This window comes from Acinetobacter sp. IK23 (assembly GCF_035615275.1).
GTDB classification, from domain to species: Bacteria; Pseudomonadota; Gammaproteobacteria; order Pseudomonadales; family Moraxellaceae; genus Acinetobacter; species Acinetobacter seifertii.
The window spans coordinates 137,944-163,099 of the sequence record NZ_JANBNX010000006.1 but is presented as its reverse complement, the minus strand read 5'-3'; the positions used below and the strand labels follow the sequence as shown (position 1 = coordinate 163,099).

Genomic DNA, 25,156 nt, shown 5'->3' with positions numbered 1-25,156 from the left:
AAATCTTGGTAAGTTAACCCACGACTTCAATGGTGCTCGCACCAGCACCAAGTGGTTTCACTTGTATTTGTACTGGAATACGCTCATGCATTTCTTGAATGTGTGAAATAAGAATGACCTGACGACCCTGATTTTGCAATTGGTCTAAAGCATTCATGACCATGTGCAAAGATGAGGCATCCAAAGTACCAAAACCTTCATCAATAAACAGTGATTCAATTTTCATTGAACCCGATGCCATATTGGCGATCGCCAATGATAAGGCCAGTGCAGTTAAGAATGACTCACCACCAGATAAAGAGGCAACTGAGCGAGTTTCCCCATCCATGTCGTGATCAATAATCGCAAGGCTTAAAGACTGATCTAGACGTTTAAGTGTATAGCGTTGAGAGAGCATGGACAGTTGCTGGTTGGCATGTTCAACTAAAATATCTAGGTGATATTGCTGAGCGTAGTCGCGGAACTCTTTACCTTTGGCATCACCGATCAAGCCTGAAATTTTGCTCCAGCGATGTTCTTCTTGCTGAATATTTTGAATTTGCTCGGCGTATTGTTGCTGTTTTGCAAGGTTTTGTTGGTGCACTTCAAGCTTAAGCTTCAGTCGATCACGTACTTCAAGCTGTGCTTTAAGCTCTGCAATATTGTCTTGAATGAGGCTAACAAGCTTTTCATGTTCAATATCTGGCTGAGTTTGTAAATGCTCGTTCAATTGCTCTTGCATGGTCTTAAGGGCAGATGAGGCTTCACTTAATAAACGCTCGGCATGATTAAGTCGGTTACGAATGTCTTGCTCTTGGGCTGAATTAATTTGCATGAGCGCTGTAAGATCAGATGCTTGAAAATCAGCATGGGCCTTTAACCAGTTTTGAATTTGCTCATCAACCTGCTGCTGATGTTGCGAGGTGTGTTGATGTTGATGCTTAAGCTGATCGAGCGCCTGTTTTTGCTGTTCAAAGTGCTGTCTGGTTTGTTCGAAACGCTGTTTAGCTTCATGATACGCGGTTTGTTGCTGCTGACGTTTAGCGTCGTGCTCAATTAACCATTCGTGCGGTTTAATATCAAAGCGACCTGTCATTTGTTGAATGAGTGATACCGCTTTTTCATTATTTTGTTGGCCTTTAAGCGTAATCTCTTTGAGATTTTGATCGATCTCATCAATTTGCTTGGTCATTTGTTCAAGGTTGGCAACTAACATTTTAAGGTCTTGTTGCTGTTGTTCAAAACGCTGTGAAAGCTGTTCTTGTTGTTCAAGTTGCTTGGCGCGTGCATCAAGAATAGTCCAAGTCTGCTTAGCCGTTTGGCTACTCGACTGCTGCCATGCGTGTTGTTCAGCTTCCGATAAACAATCAACAATATGCTGAACTTGTTGTTGCCATTGCTGCGCCGTATTAAGCAAACTTTCATTACGTTGAATCGTTTGAACGAGCTGATTATGTTGTTTAATGGCTTGGGTTAAACGTACGTTTTCTGAGTCAAATGAATTGACAGTAGTTTGCGCGGCTTGTCTGAGTTCATTAAGCGTTTGCAAGATTTGTTCAGGAGCTTGATTAAGCTCAATGTGTAATTGATTGAGGTTAAATGCTTGCTCAAGCTCTTGCTGCAAGCTTGATTGTTTGGCTGTAAGTTGAGTTAAGTACTTCTGAACTTGTTCAAGCTCGGCACTGCACTGGGTGAGGGCATGTTGCTGAGTTTGCCATGCATTAAATTTAGTTTGCTCTAGCGCTACTGCCTGTTGCTCTTGTTGTTGTTGCAAGTCGAATAAAGCTTTAGAGACTGCACTGTCATGAACACGATAGGGATGCTGTGTGCTTCCACACACTAAGCAAGCTTCGCCGTCTTTAAGATTGGCACGTAACTGCTCAATATTTTCTGTATGTAATAAACGCTGCTGTTGTAAAACGTGCTGTAACTTTTCACGTTCAGTTTTTGCTGTTTGGTACTCTTGCTCAGCTAACTGGCAAAGGGTTTTAAGTTGCTGCTCTTGCGCAGAGGTTTGAGTATGTTTTTCAGTGAATTGCTGAAGCTCAGCATAGAGCTCATGATAAATTTTTATTTTTTGCTGAATTAGATCTAACTGCATGATTTGGGCAAGTTTCTGATCTTTATCTTTACGCTGTTGCTCAAGTTTTAAATCAATTTGTTCAACTGTGCCTAGTAAGGCTGTCAGTTGTTCGAGTTCACTTTTAGCTTCCGATAGCTTTTGACGAGCAAGAGTAGGGTTTCCAAGCTGTTGTTCAACTGCTTCATAATTTTGAATAAATTGTCCAAGCTGATGTAGATGTGCTGAAAGGCCTTTATCCAATACAGCATATTGCTGAGTCTGAGTAAGCTGCTGTTGTAAATAAATTTTGTTCTGCTCAAGCTGTGCAATCTGCTGTTGCACAATGTTTTGCTGTTGTTGCAGTGGACTGAGTTTCTGCTCAAGTACATTTTTCTTTTCTTTGCACTTTTTATATTCATCGGCAATAAATGCGCGTTCTTGAATGGACTGTCGAACTTGATTTAAAGCTTGTTGATGCTGTTGCTCAAAATCGAGCGTGTGTTTGAGCTGTTTTTCTGCAAGTTGATATTGTTTTTGTTCCGTTTCAAAAACTTGTAGCAGGTCATTAAATTTGGTCTGAGCTTGCTGAATTTGTGGCTCAAGTTGTTGTAACGTTTGTAAGTTTTGAGCTTGCTGAAAAACTTGTGGGCGTATTTCAGAGAAAACTTCGAGTCGTTTTAATTGCTCGCGTTCACTAGTCAGTTGTTGATATTGATTTTGCTGAGTTTGAAACTGTTGCTGTTTAGCTTGAACTTCTTGCTCAAGTTTGGCTTTACGCTCAAACCATTGTTGTTGTTTGTCTAAGACATTTTTTTGTTGTTCTAACTGTTGATGGTTTTGCTCGGCTTGCTGATATTGCTCGGTAAATGCAGCAATCTCTTCATCAGACAAAATTTCAATGTGGCCTAAGAACTCTTCAAGCTGTTTACGCTGCTTTGCAATATCTGCTGTTTTACGAAAAGCCAGTTCACCAATTTTAGCAAAAATACTGGAGTTGGTTAGGTACTCAAGTAATTCACCACGTTCGCTATCTCGTGCTTTTAAAAATGCAGTGACTTCGGACTGCGCAAGTAATACGGCACGAGTAAACTGTTCAAATGAAAGCTGGGTAATTTGTTTAACTTTTTCATCAACTGCTTTGGCTTTGTCGGCAAGCACCACACCATCGGTTAGGCATTTTAAGTGGCGTTGTACGCTTTGTAATTTACCATTTGGGTTCTCGCGTGCACGTTTAATTTCCCAACGTGCCAAATAGCGTTTTTGATCTTGTGCGATAAAGCAAAGCTCAGCAAAACCATGTCCTGTACCACGGCGTAAGATAGTCAAAGGTGAGTTAGTGAGTAACTCAGAGCCATCAACATCTTTTAATTTGCCATCACTGTCTTTCAAGCGAGGTACCCGATTAAACAAAGCCAGACACATAGCATCTAAAATAGTCGACTTACCAGCCCCAGTTTTTCCCACAATCGCAATGAGACCTGCATGGGCCAGAGGTGCGCTTTCAAAATCAATAAAGTGTTCATCAGAAAGAGATGCCAGATTTTTTATTCGAATGGATAAAATTTTCATGACATATCCTTAAGGTGTTGCATCATTTTCAAGATTTTTTTGTGCTTCTTGTACCAGACTGAGAAAATCTTTTAAGACCGCATCATCGGCGCTGTAACCTTGTTTTTCCCAGATATTTTGAAAGAGTTTTTCTGGTGTTGGCGGTTCAAGAGCGATTTGCTGAGTGGTATTTGAATCGGTGGTGTCTTTATTCACATATTGACGTGAAATACGCACTAAGCGGTAGCGGTCAGGCGGTAGAGCCGCTTCAAACTGCTGACGTAGATTAGGTTGTGGCGGCGTTAAACTATAATATTCAATATCCACATATTCACGGTGGTCAATATTCTCAATCACGCCGCTTGGTAAGGCTTTGAGTTGTTGCAGCACTTCATTTAATTCACCACGAAGGCGGTGCAATTGTATACAACGTGGAATTTCTACAGCTTCAAATTGTAAACGGCTGTCTGTGTCTTGAGTCGGGTCAATTTTGACCTCAACCACTTGATGCTTATAGTTAATTTCACTAAAGGAAAGTGGAATGGGTGAACCGCTATAACGAATGTGCGGCTGACCTACTTTTTGTGGTTTATGTAAGTGCCCTAAAGCGACATAGTCAACAGCATCTTCAAATAATGTCGTTGAAAGCGCTTCTTCATTACCAATAATAATTGGGCGTTCAGAGTCGGACGTTTCCCCACCTTGCATATGGGCATGCGACATCAAAATAAGCGCTTGCTCTGGTGTCTTACGACGTTTGGCTTCGGCAATGAGTTGCTGGTGCAAATAGGCAATCGCATTTTTGCTGTTGGTGGTATGTTCGTTAAAGCCCGTAATTTCGGCCGAGCGTAAAAAAGGCAAGGCAAGGCACCACGCCACAATATCTTGATTTTTATTGTAAATAGGCAAAAGTAGTCGATCGAGATCTAGGGTTTTATCTTCATTCCAGCGAACCACGCCCACGGTTTTTGCATTGTATTTTTCTAAAAGTGGTTCGACCTGTTCAATACGGTAGCCTGAGTCATGGTTACCCGCAATCATGAGCGTTTGCATGTGCGGTGCAATGCGATGTGCATCTGCTAAAAATTGGTAGAGTTGCTTTTGTGCCTGAGAACCTGGGTTAATGACATCAAAAATATCGCCAGCAATGAGCAGGGCATGCGGTTGTTTTTCGTGAATTTGAGTGAGTAACCAGCTTAAAAATTGTTGGTGTTCGTAGTGGCGTGAATGATTATAAAAAAACTGCCCCAAATGCCAGTCAGAAGTATGTAGAAAATGTACGGACATAGAAACAGACATCAACCCAAAATAAACACAGATACGTTAGCATAAATTGGCAGAAGATTTTATCAAGACATTTTAAAGTGCTCGTTATTTAAGCCAGCCGTAAAACCTGAATTAAATTGTTCCTTTTAAACCCTGCTTTGTTACTATCAGGTCAAACCATGAACTTTGAGAATAAAATGACCATTCATGAATACCAAGTAAAAATACAGTGGGAAGGTAATACAGGTACAGGCACTTCATCTTATCGTTCATATAAACGAGACTTTAGTATTCAACATCCTCAAAAGGTCACGATTCAAGGTTCATCAGACCCTGCCTATTTAGGCGATGTGACTAGATGGAACCCCGAAGATTTATTGGTTGCTTCCGCCTCAGCTTGTCATAAGCTTTGGTATTTACACCTATGTGCAGTCAATCATATTCACGTACTGAGTTATGTCGATCATGCACTTGGATTTATGGAAGATACAGATCCAGTTAAACGTGGTCACTTTACCCAAATTACTTTAAGACCAGAGATTGTTTTAGAAAAAGGTGCTGACCAAGAGTTGGCTGCGAAACTGCATGAAGAAGCACATCATGAATGCATGATCGCCAATTCGGTAAATTTCCCAATTACATGTGAAGCCACTTTTAGCTTTGACGAATAATTAATATGAAATAGCCACCGATAAAAAAAGCGGTGGCTATACATTAAAAATAAATAGAGTTGTTAGATAAAATCTTTAAGCTGCATTTTCATCGGCTTGAAAAATACCAAAAACGTTGTGGTCTAAATCGACAAAGTAACCATGCCAAGCGCGACCAGGAATGGCGAATTTATCCATTGCGACAATACCGCCTTGGGCTAAAATTTTTTCAGCAACTTCATCGAAGTTTTCCACATGAATTGAACAGGTAAATGCATTGGTGCCATATTCCATTGGAGGCGTTTGAGCGGGACGTTTTAAAAGGCCGCCCATAATTGAAGGGGTTTCGATACGGTAGTATTCAATTGGTAAGTTTGGATCTAATTTAAATTGCCAGCCGAACACAGCTTGATAAAACTGCGAGTCGCGAGCAGGGTTTGAAGACTGGATTTCAAAATAGGCAATATTGTTCATATTATTTAAAACATATTTTTATGGTGTAAAAAGTATACGCATGGCTTTCATGGCTATGAAATAACGATTGTGTATGTTGAGCGTAAAATGAACGTGCTAGAAAATAAAAACCGACGATTCGAGTGATGAGAGAATCGTCGGTCAAAGACTTCATCAAGGGTTTGGCTGCTAACAAAACCTAATCTGAAGGAAGAAAGAGTCGTAATGAAAGGTCACCGAAACAATTTTGCGGATGCCGTGCAAAGGAAGTATTCGGTTGCTGCGACCTTGTTACTCTATATAACGTCAAGAGATTCGGATTGGTTGACAGAAAAATGAAAAAAAATCGAAAAAAATTTATAATTATTTTTTGAACCCATAAATTAGGCAAAAATATGACCAAATTACGTTCTTACTTTCTCTGGTTTTTTGCTATATGCATCATACTTACCTTAATTGTAGGCGTTGTTGCAGCACTATTGCCAGCGAGTGTAGGTGGTATTTTAACAGCCGTTCCATATTTAGGCGCAATGATTTTTGTCTTATTTAGATTTTTAAAGAAAGAACGCCGTGCTCCGACTGTACAAGAAAAAAAGAAATTTACTTTAGGCTTTACCCTGATTTTTTGGGGCTATAACTTATGCGGTGTTTTATTTGGTTTGTTTTTATTTTCAAGACAAGACCCTGAAATTTTGCAAAACTTTATGCTTTACCTCAAGCAGCCTCAGTTCTTAAGTATTATGGTCATTATGATTTTAATGCTGGCTATTCCGCTTTATTTAATTACCTACTGGTTTTATGGCAAACAGGCACAACGCATGGCTGACAAAATGTTGAATGTGCAATAGATCACTACAAAAACAGCTACGATTAAATATAAATGAGTTTTATATAATGAAATAAAACAGTTGTCCTCAGCTTAGGAGGAAATATGAATAAGAATGTATTAATCACGGGTGCTAGTGGTTTTATCGGAACGCACTTAATTAAGTTCCTATTACAAAAAAATTATAATGTGATTGCTGTTACACGGCAGGCTGGAAAGGAATCTGACCATCCTGCCTTGCAGTGGGTACAAAAGTTCGAAGATATTACGACCCGTCAAATTGACTATGTGGTGAATTTGGCTGGTGCAAATATTGGTGAGAAACGCTGGACCGAGTCACGTAAAAAACAACTCATCGAAAGCCGTGTAAACACGACCCGAAAATTGTATGCATGGCTCAAGCAATCTCAAATTTTTCCTGAAGTAATTGTTTCAGGTTCAGCGATTGGCTACTACGGTATAGACGATCAAGAAAAGTGGGCAGAGGCGTGCACTGAACAAAGTGCACCACAGGCTATTTTTATGTCCAAGCTTTGCCAAGAGTGGGAACAAGCAGCTTTAGCAGATACTCAGCAAAACACTAAAATTATTCGTTTAGGCGTAGTGTTTGGGCAGGGTGGTGGCATTTTGCCTAAAATGTTATTTCCGATTCGACTCAATTTAGTCGGTCAAATTGGTCATGGCCGTCAACCTGTGGTTTGGGTACACATTGAAGATGTGTTAAATGCCATCGAGTTTATATTTAAGCATCCTCAATCTGCTCAAACTCATAATGTGGTGGCACCAGAAAACGTGACTCAAAAGGTATTTGTTGAACAAGCAGCAGAGGTTTTAAATAAGAAACCAATATTATCAACACCAAGCACGGTTTTTCGCTGTTTGTTAGGGGAACAATCGCAATTGATCTTAAATGGGCAATACGTCAAACCCGCTGCCTTACAAGCAGAGGAATTTGAGTTTGCTTATCCTCAATTAAAAGCAGCTTTAGAGAATATACTCGCCTCAGGCTAAGATTTTATTTTGTAGGCGCTCTGGCGAATATGCTTTAGCATCAACTAATGTCGGTTGACCTAGCATAAGTTGACGGAGCAATTGTGCAGAGCCTGCGCCCATACAGAGACCATTTCTAAAATGACCAAAGTTTGCCCAGAGGTTATCCATTTCAGGCATTTTGCCAATATAGGGAACGCCATTTGGTGAGCTTGGTCTTAGGCCTGCCCAGCGCTGTACGATCGGGAAATCGGCCAGTTCAGGCACCATTTCTAAACACGCTTCTAAAATATTGTGCTGAGTCGTTTCGTCGGTAGAAGTGTCAAAGCCACGATGTGCCATGCTAGACCCACACACAATATGCCCGTCCATACGTGGAATCAAATACATGACTCGATTCATACACATGGTCGGTAGCCAGTGAGCAGGGGTTTTAAATAACAGCATTTGACCTTGAACAGGTTCGACTGGAATGTCGAGTTGCAATTGAGAGTTCCAGTAATGGCTCCAAGCGCCCGAAGTTATTACAAAATGGTCTGCTGTATATTTGCGACCATCTTCGGTTTGGAGCACCTGTATCACATCACCTTGTTGAATTAGTTTTTTAACAGCAGCGTGTTCAAAAAACTCAACATTTGGATGTTGTTTTAAATAACTAATGAGAGACTGTAATACGCGAGGGTTACGGATATTAGACAGTTCGGGGAAATAAATCGCTTCTTGAAACTGATCGGAAATATGTGGATTAACTTGTTCTAGGGCATCGCGCTGTAAATATTCACAGCGTTGCATCGGTTCTTGATGCTGCTCGGCGTAGGAAAGCCCCACGTCAAAATCTTCTTCATCAAAAATGAGCATGCCTGTGTCATGAATTTCAAAATCAATGCCTGTAACAGGGTAGAGTTTTTGGTTCCATGCTTGATAAGAGGCTTTGCCAAATTGAGCAAGTTGGTTCACTGCATGCACATAACGCCACGGGTACATCGGAGAAAGAATACCTCCGCCAGCCCAAGAGGCTGCTTGTCCCGCTTGTTGTTGATCAAAAATGCTGACTTTACAGCCTTGTTCAACCAACTCCAGCGCAGACATTAATCCACTTATGCCCGCGCCAATGATTGCAATATGCATGCAGTGTTATCCTTTCTTTCTCTGCGAACTTAGTTCATTTCCTTGAGTTTTTCAGCAGCGGTTTCTGCAAAGTAAGTCCAGATTCCGTCTGCACCAGCGCGGCGGCAGCACATGAGTGATTCTAAAATCACTGAATCTGATAACCAGCCATTTTGAATTGCGCCCGCTAACATGGCGTATTCGCCACTCACTTGATAAATAAATGTCGGAACACCAAAGGTATCTTTCACTTCACGTACTACATCCAGATATGGCATGCCCGGTTTTACAATCACCATGTCTGCGCCTTCTTGAATATCAAGCGCGATTTCATGTAATGCTTCGGCACGGTTGGCAAAGTCCATCTGGTAGTTATATTTATTACCACCTTTTAGGTTGGATGCAGAGCCAACAGCATCACGGAACGGGCCATAGAAGCTAGATGCATACTTTGCAGAGTAGGCCATGATGTTGGTGTAGATGTGACCATTGGCTTCTAAAGCCTGACGAATTGCGCCAATACGGCCATCCATCATGTCACTTGGTGCAATCACTTCGGCACCAGCTTCTGCGTGACTTAAGGCTTGTTTAATCAAGCATTCTACAGTCTCGTCATTGAGCACATAGCCTGTCTCATCAATAATGCCGTCTTGACCATGCGTGGTATATGGGTCGAGGGCACCATCGGTAATTAAAACCATTTCTGGTAATTCTTTTTTAAGCAAACGGCAAGTAGTTTGTACTAAACCATCTTCATGCCATGCAGCTTCTGCGGTCAGGCTTTTATCTTCTTGCGGGGTAACTGGAAAAAGAGCCAGTTTTGATACGCCCAATTCCAGAAGTCTTTCAGCTTTTTTCAGTAACAAATCTGCCGACAAACGCTGAATGTTTGGCATACTTGGAATATCTTGGGTCTGATTTTGTCCCGGTAATACAAATACTGGATAAATCAAGTGATTGGTAGTGAGCTGTGTTTCGCTGACCATCGCACGCAACTGGTCATTTTTACGGATACGGCGCATGCGAGTGGCTGGAAATGCAGGACGATTGAACGTATAAGTCATAACAATCTCGATGTTCGGTATTACACTAGGATAGGTTGGCGGATATTCCATTACTGTCAACCGACTGCTGTATTGTAGCCCCATAATGCTGGATTTGTACAAAATTATGGGTGTTTATCATGCTTTTAAATTTAGGCAATGTATGAGTGATGAAAAGAAAAATTGGACTGGGAACATCCATTTAGGTGCAAAAACTGATCTGACTGTGGTGCTCAACCAATTATGTAAGGCGTTTAATAGCTCTCCTTTTTTTAAGCATAGTGGAATGATTATGCGTGTGGTAGATGGCCACATTGAAGGCTATATCGAGATGCAACCCAACCTGATTGGTAATCTGGCATTTCAGATTTTGCATGGCGGCGTTGCTGCAACTTTGCTCGATAGTATTGGTGGAATTGTGGCAATGGAACATCTCTATCGCCGTTCGACTCCAGAAACTTTAACCGAAACCATTAAGCAAGTATCACGCTTGGCAACTGTCGATATGCGGGTAGATTATTTGGCTCCAGGACGCGGTAAGTATTTTATTGCACGTGCGGAAGTGTTACGTTTAGGTCGTAAGGGCTGCACTATGCGCATGACGATGGTCAATGATGAAGATAAAGCCATCGCAGCAGGGATTGCTTCATATGCCTATTAGTAGGCGATGAATTGAACCATTTTAAAGCGCCATGTGCGCTTTTTTTAGTGCTTAAAAAGCTGGAATTTTCATAAAAACTTTGAGATAAACATTAATTTAATTAGAACGAACGCATGAGTTATATTTTTTTATTCTCGTATTGTGAGGTTTTAGCGTTAAAATTGACTGCTTTGACAATGCGATATGTCTTGTTTATAGAAAAATAAAAACTCTATAACAAGGTGTAGTGCGAGATTGATGGCAAAGCCAACTCATCTTTAGGAACATACCATGACTGATGCACAAAGCAATGTACAAGAAACAGTGCCAACAACATCTGCCTCGGATGACAACAACCAAAACAAGCGCAAAAAATTTCTTGGTTTTTTTGCGCTCATTTTATTGATCGCCGCTATTTTGTATGCAATTTGGGCATTATTTTTAAATCACTCTGTAAGTACAGATAATGCCTATGTCGGTGCAGAAACCGCGCAAATTACCTCAATGGTGAGCGGTCAGGTCGCTCAGGTTTTGGTAAATGATACTCAAACAGTTCATCGGGGTGATGTGCTGGTTCGTATTGATGAACGTGATGCCAAAATTGCATTGGCTCAAGCTGAGGCAGAACTTGCTAAAGCAAAACGCCAATACAAACAGACTGCGGCAAACAGTAGTTCTTTAAACTCCCAAGTTGTGGTTCGTGCTGACGAAATTAACAGTGCCAAAGCACAAGTTGCACAAGCACAGGCCGACTACGATAAAGCTGCTTTAGAACTCAACCGCCGTACGCAGCTTGCTGCCTCTGGAGCGGTATCTAAAGAAGAACTCACCAAGGCACAAAGTGCGGTTGAAACAGCTAAAGCAGGGCTAGAGCTTGCTAAAGCTGGTTTAGCACAAGCGTCTTCAAGCCGTAAAGCTGCTGAAAGTACTTTAGCTGCTAACGAAGCATTAATTCAGGGTGTAAGCGAAACATCGACTCCGGATGTACAAGTTGCGCAGGCCCATGTTGAACAAGCACAGCTTGATTTAGAGCGTACCGTCATTCGTGCGCCAGTTGATGGTGTTATTACGCGCCGCAATATTCAAGTTGGTCAACGTGTTGCACCGGGTACGAGCATGATGATGATTGTGCCGCTGAACGAGTTATATGTAGATGCGAACTTTAAAGAAAGTCAGTTGAAAAAAGTCCGTCCGGGTCAACCAGTGACACTGACTTCAGATTTATACGGTGATGACGTTGAATACCACGGCAAAGTGGTAGGCTTCTCTGGTGGTACAGGCTCTGCCTTTGCCTTAATTCCGGCTCAAAACGCAACAGGTAACTGGATTAAAGTAGTTCAACGCTTACCGGTTCGTATTGCACTTGACCCGAAAGAACTTGCTGAACACCCACTGCGTGTTGGCTTGTCGATGGAAGCAAAAGTCGACTTATCTGCGAAGTAAACGCTTATGAAAACGCAAACACCTTTTGCCGAGTTAAGCGGTGGTCGTTTACTACTGGCAGCGTTTGTTATTGCCTTGTCGAACTTTATGGTCGTGCTTGATACGACCATTGCCAACGTATCTGTACCACATATTACCGGTAATCTTGCTGTTTCAAGTACACAAGGGACATGGGTTGTTACGTCCTATGCAGTTGCAGAAGCGATTTGTGTACCTTTAACGGGCTGGCTGGCAGGCCGCTTTGGAACGGTGCGGGTCTTTATCTTTGGTTTAATTGGCTTTACGGTCTTTTCTTTCCTATGCGGTTTGGCAACATCGTTAGAAATGTTGGTGTTTTTCCGTATTGGGCAGGGCCTTTGTGGTGGTCCACTTATGCCACTCAGCCAAACCTTGCTTATGCGTATTTTCCCTCAAGAAAAGCATGCGCAGGCAATGGGCCTATGGGCAATGACCACAGTCGTTGGGCCAATTTTAGGACCAATTTTGGGTGGTCTGATTAGTGACAACCTGTCTTGGCACTGGATTTTCTTTATTAATTTACCTGTCGGTATTGTCTGTGTATTAGCAGCAATGCGCTTGTTAAGAGTAGCCGAAACAGAAACCATTTCTTTAAAAATTGATACGGTTGGTTTAGGACTGTTGGTACTTTGGATTGGTGCGCTACAACTCATGCTCGACTTAGGGCACGAACGCGACTGGTTTAATAGTACCAGCATTGTGGTGTTAGGCTTAGCTGCCGCCATTGGCTTTGTGGTGTTCCTGATATGGGAACTCACCGACAAGCACCCCGTGGTGGATGTCAAAGTCTTTAGGCATAGGGGCTTTGCCATATCGGTACTGGCCTTGTCACTCGGCTTTGGTGCGTTCTTTGGCAGTATTGTATTGATACCGCAGTGGCTGCAAATGAACCTTTCTTACACCGCCACGTGGGCCGGATATTTAACCGCAACCATGGGCTTTGGTAGTTTGACCATGTCACCGATTGTGGCAAAGCTTTCGACCAAACATGACCCACGCGCACTGGCAAGTTTCGGTTTGATTTTGCTGGGTATAGTGACCTTGATGCGGGCATTCTGGACCACAGATGCCGACTTTATGTCACTGGCTTGGCCCCAAATCTTGCAAGGTTTTGCTGTACCGTTCTTCTTTATTCCACTCTCCAACATTGCGCTTGGTTCAGTACTCCAGCAAGAAATTGCATCTGCTGCGGGTCTCATGAACTTCTTAAGAACCATGGCAGGGGCGATTGGTGCTTCAATTGCAGTGACAGTCTGGGACGACCACGCTAAAGTTGCTCGTAGTGAAATGGTATCAAACCTGAACCCAACTGAAGTACAAAACAACCTTCTGCAAAATGGTTTTACGACTGACTCGACCTTAGGAATCATTTCTAACCTTGTCGATAAAGAAGCCATTACCATGTCGGCAAACCATGTATTTTTGCTGTTTGCGATCGTGTTTGTTTTTGCGGGATTAGTGATTTGGCTGTGTCCAAAACCCAAACAGGTCAGCGGCATGCCTTCTCACTAAACATAAAAAAGCATCTCTTCGGAGGTGCTTTTTTTAGGCTTACTAAAAAATGAGTGAATTTATAAATAGCAGATTTCGTTTACATTTAAAGAAATAAAACATGCCAGAATTGGGCAAATCAGTTATAAAAGAATGTGATATCAAGCAAGGAGGCACAACACAGGGCACAGCGTAAATAGCCTTAATCATTTAATATTATTAAAATCTTATTTTTATCAAAGATTAAAAAAACTTAATACCTGAAAACAAAGAAGCTTGCATGGCAATTGCATGGATAGGCAGGCGTATATATTGGAGTTATCACGTGAATAAAAGATATTCATTTTTGTTCAGTAGTTTATTAGCAGTCGGTTTATTACAAGGATGTGGAGATGACTCCTCGTCAGATCAGCCCAAGGATGATTCAAATACAACCCCACCCAATTTAATTGTTGATAATGACCCGACCAGTTGTAGCAAACTAGCCCAAGACGGTTCAAGCGTAGTGGTCGGTTCAAACCAAAATGGTGACCCCGCCGCGCCAGAAGGTGCATCGGGTTATAGACTCGGTAACACTGTTAAATACGTAGATAAATATATGGTGGTGGCAAATACACCACTCGCGGTAAAAGCTGGCTGTGATGTTTTAAGAGCAGGTGGTAGTGCAGTCGATGCAGCCGTAGCGGTACAAGCGGTGTTAGGTTTAGTCGAGCCACAATCGAGTACCATTGCTGGTAGTGGCTTTATGATGTATTACGATGCCAAAACCAAACAAGTCACGGCTTATGATGGCCGCGAAACCGCACCTGCCGCAGCCAACGAATATTATTTAATTCGCCAAGATATATATGATCCAAATTCACCAGCACCTGTGCCAAGTGCGCGCCGTAGTGGTCGCTCGATTGGCGTGCCGGGTGTGATGCGTTTGCTTGAACAAGCACAAAAAGAACATGGCAAACTCAAATGGAACCAGCTTTTTGGTGAAGCGATTGGATTGGCTGACAACGGATTCCGTATTCCGGGCCGCTTGGCAGATGCAATTGCAAGTAATGCAAGCAGCTTAGCACTCGATGCAAATGCAATGGCAACCTATTTCTACCCAGATGGTTCACCACGTAAAGTCGGTGAGACCATGACCAATAAAGCCTATGCAAAAACCCTAGAAGCCCTTGCCACGCAAGGCGCAAATGCACTGCATACTGGCCCGATTGCCCAAGCCATTGTGGCAAAAGCAGGCCAAACACTAGGGGACGATCCAGCAAGAACTCCAATTACCCCAAGTTTAATGACTTTGCAGGATTTATCGAACTATCAGGTTAAAAAACGCGACCCGATTTGTACGACGTATCGTGAGCGTTACTATGTTTGTACCATGCCGCCTCCATCTTCGGGAGGGATTGCGGTTGCGCAAACGCTGGGTATTTTAGAAAACTTTGATATGTCGCTTTACCCACCTAAAAACCCTGAAAATGAAGGCGGTGTGCCCGATGTGATGGGCGTGCATTTAGTGTCTGAGGCAGAGCGTTTGGCCTACGCTGACCGCGATAAATATGTGGCAGATACCGACTTTGTCGCTTTACCAGCGCAGGGTATTGCAAGCTTTATTGATAAAAACTACCTGAAACAACGTGCAGCACTGATTAACCCGAACCAAAGTATGGGCGTTGCACCAGCGGGTAATTTCAATCCAGCTTCGGGAGTTGACACCACTGTTGAACACGGTACAACTCAGTTCACGATTGTAGATGCCTATGGCAATGTGGTTTCAATGACATCGACTGTTGAATCGAGCATGGGCTCATTCCATATGGTCGATGGTTTCTTGCTGTCGAACCAGTTAACTGACTTTAGTGCGAACCCTTATGACAGCACTGGGGCACTGGTTGCTAACCGTGTAGAAGGAGGCAAACGCCCACGGAGTACCATGGCGCCAACAATAGTGTTTAAAGGCACTACGCCAGATGAGTTTTATATGACAACAGGTTCACCAGGTGGCGGTACGATCATTCAATATGTGGTTAAAACTTTGGTGGGTGCGCTGGACTGGAACTTAAATGCACAGCAGGCTACCTCGCTTGTTAACTTTGGTGCGACCAATAGTAAAAACACCAATGTAGACAGCTCAAATGTACAGCTTTCTTTAGTTGATCTGATTGAAGGCTTAAAAGCAAAAGGGCATGGCATTTCTAACACTGCGCAAACCAGCGGTATTTCAACGATTATGAAAGTAAATATAAATAATCAAAGTAAATATGCAGGTGGGGTAGACCCACGCCGTGAAGGTATTGTGTTAGGCAATGGAGCCTTATAGACCACACTTTAAAAAAGCTGTCATTTTTGGCAGCTTTTTTTATATGGCCCTTGAAAAAAACAAAAGACACTCAATTATGTAAATATGTTCATCAGTAGCAGACTGTTGATAAAATGCACAGTATTTTATTTTAGTTATGCTATGATGTTCAGACATTCATGGGGATGTTATTGGCTTCGACGCTGGTGATGAAACTCATAGATGCATGCCGAGAGCGCATTTTCTCTCGTAAATCAAATTTGCATATTTTAGTCGCAAACGACGAAACTTACGCTCTAGCTGCCTAAGGGCAGTTTGTCCGCTTCCTAGAATACTTGTGGTTTAGGAACCCGACCGTAGCGCACGCACACAAGTCCGTATAGAGTCAAGCCTCGGGGCTTTATACCAAACTTAGAGGATCGCAACTTGTACCCTGTTCGTCGGGTCACAAGGTGTTAAAACAATAGACGATATCTAAGCATGTAGTATTCTCGAGCGTAGTGCTGGCGGACGCGGGTTCAACTCCCGCCATCTCCACCAAGATTCGTGAAAAGCCCTGAAACGTAAGTTTCGGGGCTTTTTATTGATTGTTTTATTAGTTATGGGCTTAAAATATAGAATTATCCAGCTTGGATTAGATTTATTCATCCCAATTTAATATGGAAAAAAGTACATTTAGCATTGTATGCACATACGAACTCATCTGATAAAAATGAAGGTGATGTAATACGGTGACGTACAATGAAGCAATCTATTAAAGAAAAATTTACAGATGGTTTGCCAGTAAATTCTTACTGAATCATCCAAACGATATCGTCAGTTTCTTAAAAGTTTATTTTTCTTGGAGTAAACCATAGGGAAGGGCAGTTCGTGGTAATAGATAGAGTCCCTTTTAGTAACATGAGCCCTATGATAAGCCAACCAATGTTTTCTCATGATCGTAGCAGTATAGTTTGTCAAAATATTTAGAGAATTTTAACTCTATTTAAAACATTAAATTAATTCTAAAAGCTATGTTTTAAACCGAAGACTATCTATTACAATGATCTCAATTCTTAAATTTTATTGACCTGCTTTATAGTCTGAAGCAAGTTAAAATTTCACTTGTAGGTAAAAAATGCCACTAACTTTGAGCCAATTAGAAAACCATCTTTTTAAAGCCGCAGATATTTTGCGTGGAAAGATGGATGCTTCTGAATTTAAAGAATATATTTTTGGTATGTTGTTTATTAAACGCTGTTCAGATGTTTTTGAAGAAAGTAGAGAGCGTTTGATCAGAGAGTTTATTGAAGCGGGTCATTCTGAAGAGGAGGCTCAAGAAGCGGCTAAACTTAAGGAATTTTATAAAGAAGAAGGATCTTTTTGGGTGCCTGAAGAGTCACGTTATGATTTTCTCGTAAAACATGCGCATAACAACGTTGGCGATTATCTCAACAAAGCCCTCGGTGGTCTTGAGGTGAATAATGTAAGTCTAGAAGATGTTTTAGAACATATCGACTTCAATAGAAAAATCGGTAAAAGCCGAATTAAGGACATCAATTTACGACAGCTTATTTCACACTTTGCGACGTATCGTCTAAGAAATGAAGACTTTGAATTCCCTGATTTACTCGGGGCGGCATACGAATACCTGATTGGTGAGTTCGCAGATTCTGCAGGTAAAAAGGGCGGTGAATTCTATACACCTCGTTCAGTTGTTCGATTGATGGTACGGATGATGCGTCCTCAACAACATCATCATGTTTATGATCCATGTTGCGGTTCTGGCGGGATGCTCATTCATGCAAAAGAGTATATGGATGAACATGGTCAGGATGGACGTAAAGCGAATCTGTATGGACAAGAGGCCAATGGTACAGTTTGGTCTATTGCTAAAATGAATATGCTGTTACATGGTATTAGTTCAGCAGACTTGCAAAATGATGACACACTTGAACATCCTCGCCACTTAAAAAATGGTGAACTACGTCGTTTTGACCGGATTTTGACTAACCCCCCATTTTCGATCCCATGGGGCAGTAAAGATAAAAATGAAAAAGGGGAAATTGCTTGGAAGCCTGATTTTTCAGATGTACGTTTCCCTTATGGTGAGGTGAAATTAGGCTCTAAAAAGGCGGATTTAATGTTTGTGCAGCACATGTTGGCTGTTTGTGCAGATGAAGGGTTAGTTGCTACCGTTTTGCCACACGGGGTGTTATTCCGTATTGGCGAAGAAAAGACGATTCGTCAGGGCATTATTGATGATGATTTATTAGAAGCTGTCATCGGTATTGCACCAAACTTGTTTTATGGTACAGGTATTCCAGCATGTATCTTAATTTTACGTCAGCGTAAAAATGATGCGTCTGAGCGTATTAGTGGAAAACCGCAAAATCGACAAGGCAAAGTATTATTTATTAATGCTGATCGTGAATATTTTGAAGGCCGTGCTCAAAACTATCTTTTACCTGAACATATCGAAAAAATTGCTTCAACTTATGAAAATTTCTCTGAGTTGGATAACTTCTCTAAAATTGTTGATTATCAAGAGATTGTAGATAATGACTACAACCTTAATATTCGTCGCTATGTGGATAACACGCCTGAACCAGAGCCTCAGGATGTTCGAGCACATTTAGCCGGTGGAATTCCTAAGCGTGAAGTTTCAAATAAAGCGCCTTTATTCCAAGCACATGGTCTATATGCATCGGCTTTGTTTGTTGAACGTGATGAAAAGTACTATGACTTTTTATCTGAGATGCAATCAAAAGCAGAGTTTAAATCTTTAATCTCGCAACAAGCTTCAGTCTTGGCGAGAGAAGCAGAAATTAAAGCATCATTTGAAAAGTGGTGGTCAGAAAACGCAAGCTCCATCACAACATTGGTTGGTGAGAAAAGCTTTGTAAATGTCCGTCAGCAATTACTTGAAAGTTTTAGTCAAACTTTGAATCAAGTAGGTATGCTCGATAACTTCCAAGTTAAAGGGATGATTGCAGGTTTTTGGTATCAAGCAAAATATGATTTCTTGACCTTAATGGCACGAGGTTCAAGTGGCGTAGTGGATGCTTGGCGTACAGGTATCGTGACTGCACTTAAGGACAAGACTCGTAAAGAAAGTCCACTTGAGCATAAGCTAGTAAAATTCCTAATGGGGGATTTTGTTGATGACTTAGAACAGTTGAATGCGAAGAAGACTGAGCTTGAAGGTCAGTTAGCTGCTTTAGAAGGTACAGAGTCAGATGAGGAAGAAAGTGAGTTTGATCAAGTTTCGATTAAAGACTTGAAAGAGCAGAAGAAGACAAAAGAGGCTCAAATTAAGCCACTCAAGCAATCTGTGAGAGCCCTTGAAAAAGAGCGTAAAGCTTTAAACGTACAATTGAAAAAACTGCAAAAAGATGCATTGCTAAATCAGGATATAATTGCAAGCATTGATGCACAAATTCAAGCGATTGATAATCAGGCAAGCAAATTGCATAGTCAAATCCAAGTGATTGAAAATGAGCTTAAACCAGTCTATGACGCCTTAGAAGCTTATGCTGCTGTTGAAGCTGAGTTAAAAGAAGCAAAACAAGCTGTGTCTGAAAAAGAAGCACAATTTGTCGAGCACTTAAATCAAGCAGTTGATGGTTTAGATGAGGATCAAGCAGCAACTTTAATTTTGAATATTTTGCATAACGATATGACTCAAATTTTAAATCGTTATATCAATATTCAACGTCAGGCTGTGGTGCAATGTTTTGAAATTTGGTGGGATAAATACAAAGTTACCTTAAATGAAATTGAACAAGAGCGAGAGAAAGTCGCATCTGAATTATCAGGTTTTTTAAAGGAGCTTGGTTATGTTTGATCAATTTCCCAAGGTGAAACTCTCAGAAATTTGTTCCATTAATATTGGTGGCACACCTGCTAGAGAAGTTGCTAAGTTTTGGGCTGAGTCCCATGATGGTGTGGCATGGGTTTCTATTGCGGATATGAAACAGAAATATATATCTAAAACCAAAGAGTATATTTCTAAGACCGGAGCTCTTAGCAGTAATGTTAAATTAATTCCTGCGGGCTCATTATTAATGAGCTTTAAACTTACCGTTGGCAAAGTAGCGATAAATACAGTAGACCTCTACTGTAATGAAGCGATTGCTTTTTTTAAACCATTAAATGATTCAGTTTCATTGGAGTGGCTTTTACATGTTTTGCCATTAGTTACTGCTAATACAGTAACTGATACTGCGGTGAAAGGTGCAACGCTTAATAAAGAGAAGATTAATAATCTAGATATTCCTTTGCCTGAAATCGCTGTTCAAAGAAAAATAGTAAAAGTTCTAGATACTTTAGATTTAGAGATAGAGCAGACCAAGGGTGTAATTGGCAAGTTAGAAAATTCTAAAGCAGGTCTTTTAAAAGACTTGCTAACTCGTGGTGTAGACTCACATGGAAAACTTCGCCCAAGTTATGAAGATGCACCGGATCTTTATCAAGAGACCGAATTAGGATTTATTCCGAAAGAGTGGGGTATTGTTAAATTAGAGGACATCGCTGACGTTAGTCGTGGTAAGTTTACACATAGGCCTAGAAATGATCCGGCATTCTTTAATGGAGCTTATCCATTTATCCAAACAGGCGATGTTTCTAGAGCGAAAGGGGGGATTGTTGAAACATATTCGCAAACCTTGAGTTACAAGGGAACAAAAGTTAGTCAGGAGTTTCCAAAAGGTACAATCGCTGTGACTATTGCAGCAAATATTGCTGATACCGCTATATTAGGTAGAGCTATGTATTTCCCTGACAGTGTTGTTGGTGTTGTTCCTTTTGACATGAGCGTATCCCGATTTATTGAACTCTGCATACGATCTAACAAAAAAAGTCTTGATGCAAAAGCTCCTCAAAGTGCTCAAAAAAATATTAACTTGCAGGATCTAAGACCATTACTTATTGTTAATCCGCCTAAAGAGGAACAACTGAATATAATCAATATTTATGAGGCTTTAGAAAATAGGCTTAACAATGATTCACATTCGTTAAATAAATTATTAATGCAAAAAGTAGGGCTACTAAAAGATTTACTTCAAAATTAAAGTATGGAATGAATAAGTGAGCAGAGAATATTTAGATGTAGAGCTTCCATTGATTGATCAGTTAAGAGGGTTAGGCTGGTCACATTATATTAATGGTAGTGTAGAAGATCCAAAAGTAACATTACGTAAGAATTTTACTGAAGTTTATCTTAAACCAATCTTGCGTACAAAATTACGTGAAATTAATCTGCGTGATGGCAAAGAATGGCTAGATAAAGAGCGGATTGATGACACGGTTAAAGCTTTACAGCTAAATGCTAAAAACAAACTTTTAGAACTCAACAAACAGGTAACTGAAAATTTGTTACTGAAGGGACATGAAGTTGATGGATTAGATGGATGGAATGGTGGGCGTAGCCAAATCATTCAGTTCTTTGATTGGGAAAATATTAACAACAACCAATTCACAATTGTTCGCCAATTCCGAGTAGATTGTCCACCAGGATACGATAAGGGTAAAGGTTATATCATTCCTGATATTGTTCTATTTGTGAATGGTCTGCCATTAGTCGTGATTGAGTGTAAATCCCCTACTGTTCAAGAGCCTATCATTCAAGCGATTGATCAATTAAGACGCTATACCAATCAACGGTTTGAATCGGGTGAAGTGCATGATAAAGAAGGTAATGAAAATCTTTTTATTACCAATCAATTACTCATCGCTACAAGCTTTGATGAAGCTAGAGTGTCTACAATCGGTGGGGTAGCTGAGCATTACTTGCCTTGGAAAACCACCTATCCAGAAAAAGAAGAAGCGATCTGTGAAAAAATAGGTGTTACGCAATTAAGTGAACAGCAACGCTTAGTGCAAGGAATTCTTGAGCCGAAAAATTTACTCGACCTTGTTCGACACTTTGTCATTAATCAAACTGAAAACGGTCGATTAATTAAAATTGCACCTCGTTATCAGCAATACAGAGCAGTGAATAAAGCCGTAGAAAGATTAAAAAATGGTGATACAAGAGCAATTGATGGCGAGCATGATAAACGTGGTGGCATTATTTGGCATACGCAGGGTTCAGGTAAGTCTTTAACCATGGTTTTTTTGGTGCGCAAAATGCGTTCCGATTACCATTTACAGACGTTTAAAATTGTCATGGTCACAGATCGTAAGCAATTGCAAAAGCAATTAGCTGCGACCTCTATTTTAACGGGTGAAAAAGTTTATGTAGCTAAAGATGCTAAAACAGTGAATAAGCTGATTGAGAGTACAACGCCAGATATTGTCTTTGCAATGATTCAAAAATATCAGGATCAAGATCCGAAAGTTGATGAAAAAATGGCTTTAAATCAATTGACCAGTACGACGAAGCAATCATCAAGAGTTAGAAATGCCAATGAAAATATTCTTATTTTGATTGATGAGGCGCATCGAACTCAAGCAGGTGATTTACATGCCAATCTCATGGCTGCTTTACCAAATGCAGCGAGAATTGGTTTTACAGGTACGCCTATTATCATGGGTAAAAAGAAATATACATATGATATTTTTGGTGAGTTCATTGACCGTTATACAATTAAAGAAGCAGAAGAAGATGGTGCGATTGTGCCAATCCTCTATGAGGGGCGTACTGCAAAAGGTACATTAAAAGACGGTGCAACTTTAGATGAGCTTTTCGAAGACCTTTTTGCTGAGAAGTCAAAAGAAGAGCTAGAAGAGATCAAAAAGAAATACGCAACAAAAGGGGATATCAGTGAAGCGCCATTGCTTATTGAAGATAAAGCTTACGATATGCTGTGTCATTACTTGACGCATATTATGTCGAATGGTCTAAAAGCACAGGTTGTGGTATACAGTCGCTTGGCAGCAATCCGTTATGTTGAAGCACTAAATAAAGCAAAAGCAAAACTACTTAAACAATCTAGTTTAATCTCGGAAGCAGATAAGAAAATTTCTGATGAAGAGTTAGTACAAAAACCATTGAAAAAGCAGGCATTAATTCAAGCTTATCGCCAAAAAGATTTACTAGAAAAAATCGATTTTGCTGCTATTATTTCTGCTGATAATAATGATGATCCAGCGTGGAAAGAGTGGACTGATCATAAGGCGCAAGAAACAAGAATTGAAAATTTTAAAAAACCACTGATTCATTCAAATCCTGAGAAAGTTCATCATTTGAGTTTCATTATAGTCAAGTCAATGCTACTGACTGGTTTTGATGCCCCAATTGAAGGTGTACTTTATTTAGATCGTTCGATTCAGGAAGCTGAACTACTTCAAGCCGTGGCACGTGTTAACAGGACTGGCTTCGGTAAAAAAGCAGGTTTAGTTGTGGACTATTATGGCGTTGCTGAACATTTAAAAGAAGCTTTATCACAATATAGCCAAACGGATATTGAAGGAGCATTAACAAGTATTAAAGACATCTTGCCAAGTTTAAGAGATGCTTATGCTCGTGTGATGAAATGTTTCACGACACATGGTTTAGATATTTACAGTGATTTAAACGAATGTATACATTTACTAGAGAATGAAAAACTTAGGGCTGAATTTACGGTTAAGCTAAAGAAAATGTTAGCTTTACTTGATATTGTTTTACCACGACCTGAGGGCTTAGAGTTTGTAAAAGGAGCAAAACAGCTTGCTTATATCTATGCTCGAGCACGTAATCAATACCAAATGAACAGTACGCCAATTGGTAAAGATGTAGGTGCGAAGGTAAGACAATTAATTGATGATCATGTCATTGGTATGGGTGTAGATCCAAAGATACCACCAATAACATTATTAGATGCTGGCTTTAGTGACTATCTAGAGCAAATTGAAAAGCAAGCAGGTAAGCGAGCGAAAGCATCTGCAATGCAACATGCGGTGCGTGCTCATGCAACTCAAAATATGGATAAAGATCCTGTTAAATATGCAAAATTAAGTGAGTATGTTGAAGAAATTCTAAAAAATATGCACGAGCATTGGGAAGAGCAAATCAAGGTATTCCAAAAAATTATGGATCAAGAAATTACACAGCAAGCTTTTGATTTTGAAGATGAAAATCAGCCTGAAATGTCTGAAGAATACAAGCCATTTTATAATGTGGTTGTGGATGAACTATTTAAAGATATTAAGTTAACTGAAGAACAGCAATCTCAGATCTGTGGTGCTGTTCATGAGTTAGTTGATATGATTGCTGACGAATTAACAGAGACATTTTGGGAGTCGCATAAAGCTGCTACGCGAGAATCATTGAAGTCTAGGATCGTACAAGATTTATTTAAATCGAAACTGGTACCTATAGGGAAGACCTCATTGATTGCGAATAAAATTATGGATATTGCTCAAGCAAACCATGAAGCTTTATTAAACTTATGATGAAGACAAAGATTGGCGAATTTGAAATTGAGATTAAACACAGCAGAATTAGAAATTCGATGTGTTTAACCGTAGAGAGAGATGGATCTATTTCGCTGTCTCAACCTCTTGAGGCTACTGAACAAGAGGTAGAAGAATTCGTCAAATCTAAATCTTTTTGGTTATATACAAAGTTGGCTGAAAAAGAAGAATTGAGACACAAAGCCATACCTAAAAAACAATTCGTTAATGGTGAAGGTTTTTTATATTTGGGTCGTAGTTATCGGCTTAAGATAGATAAAAACGTCGAGTTACCAGTTCAACTTAAACAAGGACGATTTGTCATGTCATCAAATAACATGGATGATGCTCAAACCTACTTGATTAAATGGTATAAGAAAAAAGCAAAAAAATGGTTAGAAGCAAGATTTGAGGATTTTAAAAATCAGATCATTGTTCAGCCTGAGAATATTCATATTCGAGATCTAGGGTATCGTTGGGGATCTTGTAGTAGAAATAAAGATTTATATTTTCATTGGAAGATTATCTTGCTGCCTAAATCATTGATTGATTATGTGTTAGTACATGAGCTTATGCATTTAATTGAACCTGAACATAATGAAGCTTTTTGGAAATTAGTTTCTTTAATTTTATCTGACTATGAAGAGCGCAAAAATAAATTAGATAAAATCGGAGTTGAAACGGATTACTTGTTTTAGTGTCAATATACTATGAATAAGCTATTTACTCAGTAAATATAGGTGGGAAGACAGATATTTTTCTTTCATTACTTAAAAAGTTTTTTATTTTTAAAATTTAATGGTTAAGAGAATTCGCAGTATAAAATTTTATTTTTGCACTAAATTATAATTAATATTATCTATTACAGCACAAATTAAAATGGATATTCTAAACAGTCATAAGCTTTTGAGGGTTATTGAAAATATGTGAAAACATACTCTGAAATTTGGGGAAATTTCAAATGATGATTACTTCGCTGGGGAGCCGTTCAT

General features: G+C 40.2%; 16 protein-coding genes and 1 other RNA gene. 12 read left to right on the top strand and 5 right to left on the bottom strand.

What is annotated here, in order from left to right:
• Window positions 1-13 precede the first annotated feature (13 nt).
• On the bottom strand, window positions 14-3,610 hold the full coding sequence (locus MSG95_RS06970; protein ID WP_324624847.1) for an AAA family ATPase: 3,597 nt from the start codon (window positions 3,608-3,610) through the stop codon (window positions 14-16).
• A 9-nt stretch (window positions 3,611-3,619) separates the two neighbouring features.
• A complete protein-coding gene (locus MSG95_RS06965; protein ID WP_324624848.1) occupies window positions 3,620-4,888 on the bottom strand; it encodes an exonuclease SbcCD subunit D in 1,269 nt (422 codons plus the stop codon).
• A gap of 164 nt (window positions 4,889-5,052) precedes the next feature.
• On the opposite strand from MSG95_RS06965, the gene MSG95_RS06960 reads away from it, so the two are divergent.
• Window positions 5,053-5,526 carry an OsmC family protein gene (locus MSG95_RS06960; RefSeq protein ID WP_324624869.1) on the top strand — a complete coding sequence of 158 codons (474 nt, stop codon included), beginning with the start codon at window positions 5,053-5,055 and terminating at the stop codon, window positions 5,524-5,526.
• A gap of 75 nt (window positions 5,527-5,601) precedes the next feature.
• Here the strand turns inward: MSG95_RS06960 and MSG95_RS06955 are convergent, their stop codons facing one another.
• Window positions 5,602-5,979, bottom strand: coding sequence for a VOC family protein (locus tag MSG95_RS06955; protein WP_324624849.1), 378 nt, complete (start codon window positions 5,977-5,979; stop codon window positions 5,602-5,604).
• Between the two features lie 374 nt (window positions 5,980-6,353).
• On the opposite strand from MSG95_RS06955, the gene MSG95_RS06950 reads away from it, so the two are divergent.
• Window positions 6,354-6,806 (top strand): ABZJ_00895 family protein, encoded by a 453-nt coding sequence (locus tag MSG95_RS06950; RefSeq protein ID WP_049066316.1) that lies wholly within the window; start codon window positions 6,354-6,356, stop codon window positions 6,804-6,806.
• Between the two features lie 83 nt (window positions 6,807-6,889).
• Window positions 6,890-7,795 carry a TIGR01777 family oxidoreductase gene (locus MSG95_RS06945; RefSeq protein ID WP_324624850.1) on the top strand — a complete coding sequence of 302 codons (906 nt, stop codon included), beginning with the start codon at window positions 6,890-6,892 and terminating at the stop codon, window positions 7,793-7,795.
• Here MSG95_RS06945 and MSG95_RS06940 read toward each other — a convergent pair.
• Window positions 7,787-8,902, bottom strand: a complete 1,116-nt coding sequence (locus tag MSG95_RS06940; RefSeq protein WP_324624851.1) for an NAD(P)/FAD-dependent oxidoreductase — start codon at window positions 8,900-8,902, stop codon at window positions 7,787-7,789. The genes MSG95_RS06945 and MSG95_RS06940 overlap by 9 nt on opposite strands.
• A 29-nt stretch (window positions 8,903-8,931) precedes the next feature.
• Window positions 8,932-9,945: a porphobilinogen synthase gene (hemB, locus tag MSG95_RS06935; protein ID WP_004794101.1), complete on the bottom strand. Its 1,014-nt coding sequence runs from the start codon at window positions 9,943-9,945 to the stop codon at window positions 8,932-8,934.
• Between the two features lie 142 nt (window positions 9,946-10,087).
• On the opposite strand from hemB, the gene MSG95_RS06930 reads away from it, so the two are divergent.
• The 9 genes from MSG95_RS06930 (at window position 10,088) to MSG95_RS06890 (ending at window position 24,862) form a co-directional block, all read left to right on the top strand.
• A complete protein-coding gene (locus MSG95_RS06930; RefSeq protein ID WP_004703260.1) occupies window positions 10,088-10,585 on the top strand; it encodes a thioesterase family protein in 498 nt (165 codons plus the stop codon).
• A 270-nt stretch (window positions 10,586-10,855) separates the two neighbouring features.
• Window positions 10,856-12,007 carry an EmrA/EmrK family multidrug efflux transporter periplasmic adaptor subunit gene (locus MSG95_RS06925; protein ID WP_019456813.1) on the top strand — a complete coding sequence of 384 codons (1,152 nt, stop codon included), beginning with the start codon at window positions 10,856-10,858 and terminating at the stop codon, window positions 12,005-12,007.
• Between the two features lie 6 nt (window positions 12,008-12,013).
• Window positions 12,014-13,537, top strand: a complete 1,524-nt coding sequence (locus tag MSG95_RS06920; protein WP_324624852.1) for a DHA2 family efflux MFS transporter permease subunit — start codon at window positions 12,014-12,016, stop codon at window positions 13,535-13,537.
• Between the two features lie 304 nt (window positions 13,538-13,841).
• Entirely contained in the window at window positions 13,842-15,827 is a 1,986-nt protein-coding gene (gene ggt / locus MSG95_RS06915) for a gamma-glutamyltransferase (protein WP_324624853.1), read from the top strand.
• Between the two features lie 160 nt (window positions 15,828-15,987).
• Window positions 15,988-16,346, top strand: a transfer-messenger RNA (tmRNA) gene (gene ssrA / locus MSG95_RS06910).
• A gap of 577 nt (window positions 16,347-16,923) precedes the next feature.
• Window positions 16,924-19,632, top strand: coding sequence for a type I restriction-modification system subunit M (locus tag MSG95_RS06905; RefSeq protein WP_324624855.1), 2,709 nt, complete (start codon window positions 16,924-16,926; stop codon window positions 19,630-19,632).
• A complete protein-coding gene (locus MSG95_RS06900; protein ID WP_324624856.1) occupies window positions 19,625-20,857 on the top strand; it encodes a restriction endonuclease subunit S in 1,233 nt (410 codons plus the stop codon). Before MSG95_RS06905 ends, MSG95_RS06900 begins: the two co-directional genes overlap by 8 nt.
• Before the next feature lie 16 nt (window positions 20,858-20,873).
• Window positions 20,874-24,164 (top strand): HsdR family type I site-specific deoxyribonuclease, encoded by a 3,291-nt coding sequence (locus MSG95_RS06895; RefSeq protein WP_324644998.1) that lies wholly within the window; start codon window positions 20,874-20,876, stop codon window positions 24,162-24,164.
• Window positions 24,161-24,862 (top strand): SprT family zinc-dependent metalloprotease, encoded by a 702-nt coding sequence (locus MSG95_RS06890; protein ID WP_324624858.1) that lies wholly within the window; start codon window positions 24,161-24,163, stop codon window positions 24,860-24,862. The genes MSG95_RS06895 and MSG95_RS06890 overlap by 4 nt, the downstream gene beginning before the upstream one ends.
• The last annotated feature ends 294 nt before the right edge of the window (window positions 24,863-25,156 follow it).

Excerpts from the sequence above, each read along its gene's own strand:
- MSG95_RS06970 (WP_324624847.1), bottom strand. The coding sequence starts at position 3,610 with ATGAAAATTTTATCCATTCGAATAAAAAATCTGGCATCTCTTTCTGAT.
- MSG95_RS06965 (WP_324624848.1), bottom strand. The coding sequence starts at position 4,888 with ATGTCTGTTTCTATGTCCGTACATTTTCTACATACTTCTGACTGGCAT.
- MSG95_RS06960 (WP_324624869.1), top strand. The coding sequence starts at position 5,053 with ATGACCATTCATGAATACCAAGTAAAAATACAGTGGGAAGGTAATACA.
- MSG95_RS06955 (WP_324624849.1), bottom strand. The coding sequence starts at position 5,979 with ATGAACAATATTGCCTATTTTGAAATCCAGTCTTCAAACCCTGCTCGC.
- MSG95_RS06950 (WP_049066316.1), top strand. The coding sequence starts at position 6,354 with ATGACCAAATTACGTTCTTACTTTCTCTGGTTTTTTGCTATATGCATC.
- MSG95_RS06945 (WP_324624850.1), top strand. The coding sequence starts at position 6,890 with ATGAATAAGAATGTATTAATCACGGGTGCTAGTGGTTTTATCGGAACG.
- MSG95_RS06940 (WP_324624851.1), bottom strand. The coding sequence starts at position 8,902 with ATGCATATTGCAATCATTGGCGCGGGCATAAGTGGATTAATGTCTGCG.
- hemB (WP_004794101.1), bottom strand. The coding sequence starts at position 9,945 with ATGACTTATACGTTCAATCGTCCTGCATTTCCAGCCACTCGCATGCGC.
- MSG95_RS06930 (WP_004703260.1), top strand. The coding sequence starts at position 10,088 with ATGAGTGATGAAAAGAAAAATTGGACTGGGAACATCCATTTAGGTGCA.
- MSG95_RS06925 (WP_019456813.1), top strand. The coding sequence starts at position 10,856 with ATGACTGATGCACAAAGCAATGTACAAGAAACAGTGCCAACAACATCT.
- MSG95_RS06920 (WP_324624852.1), top strand. The coding sequence starts at position 12,014 with ATGAAAACGCAAACACCTTTTGCCGAGTTAAGCGGTGGTCGTTTACTA.
- MSG95_RS06905 (WP_324624855.1), top strand. The coding sequence starts at position 16,924 with ATGCCACTAACTTTGAGCCAATTAGAAAACCATCTTTTTAAAGCCGCA.
- MSG95_RS06900 (WP_324624856.1), top strand. The coding sequence starts at position 19,625 with ATGTTTGATCAATTTCCCAAGGTGAAACTCTCAGAAATTTGTTCCATT.
- MSG95_RS06890 (WP_324624858.1), top strand. The coding sequence starts at position 24,161 with ATGATGAAGACAAAGATTGGCGAATTTGAAATTGAGATTAAACACAGC.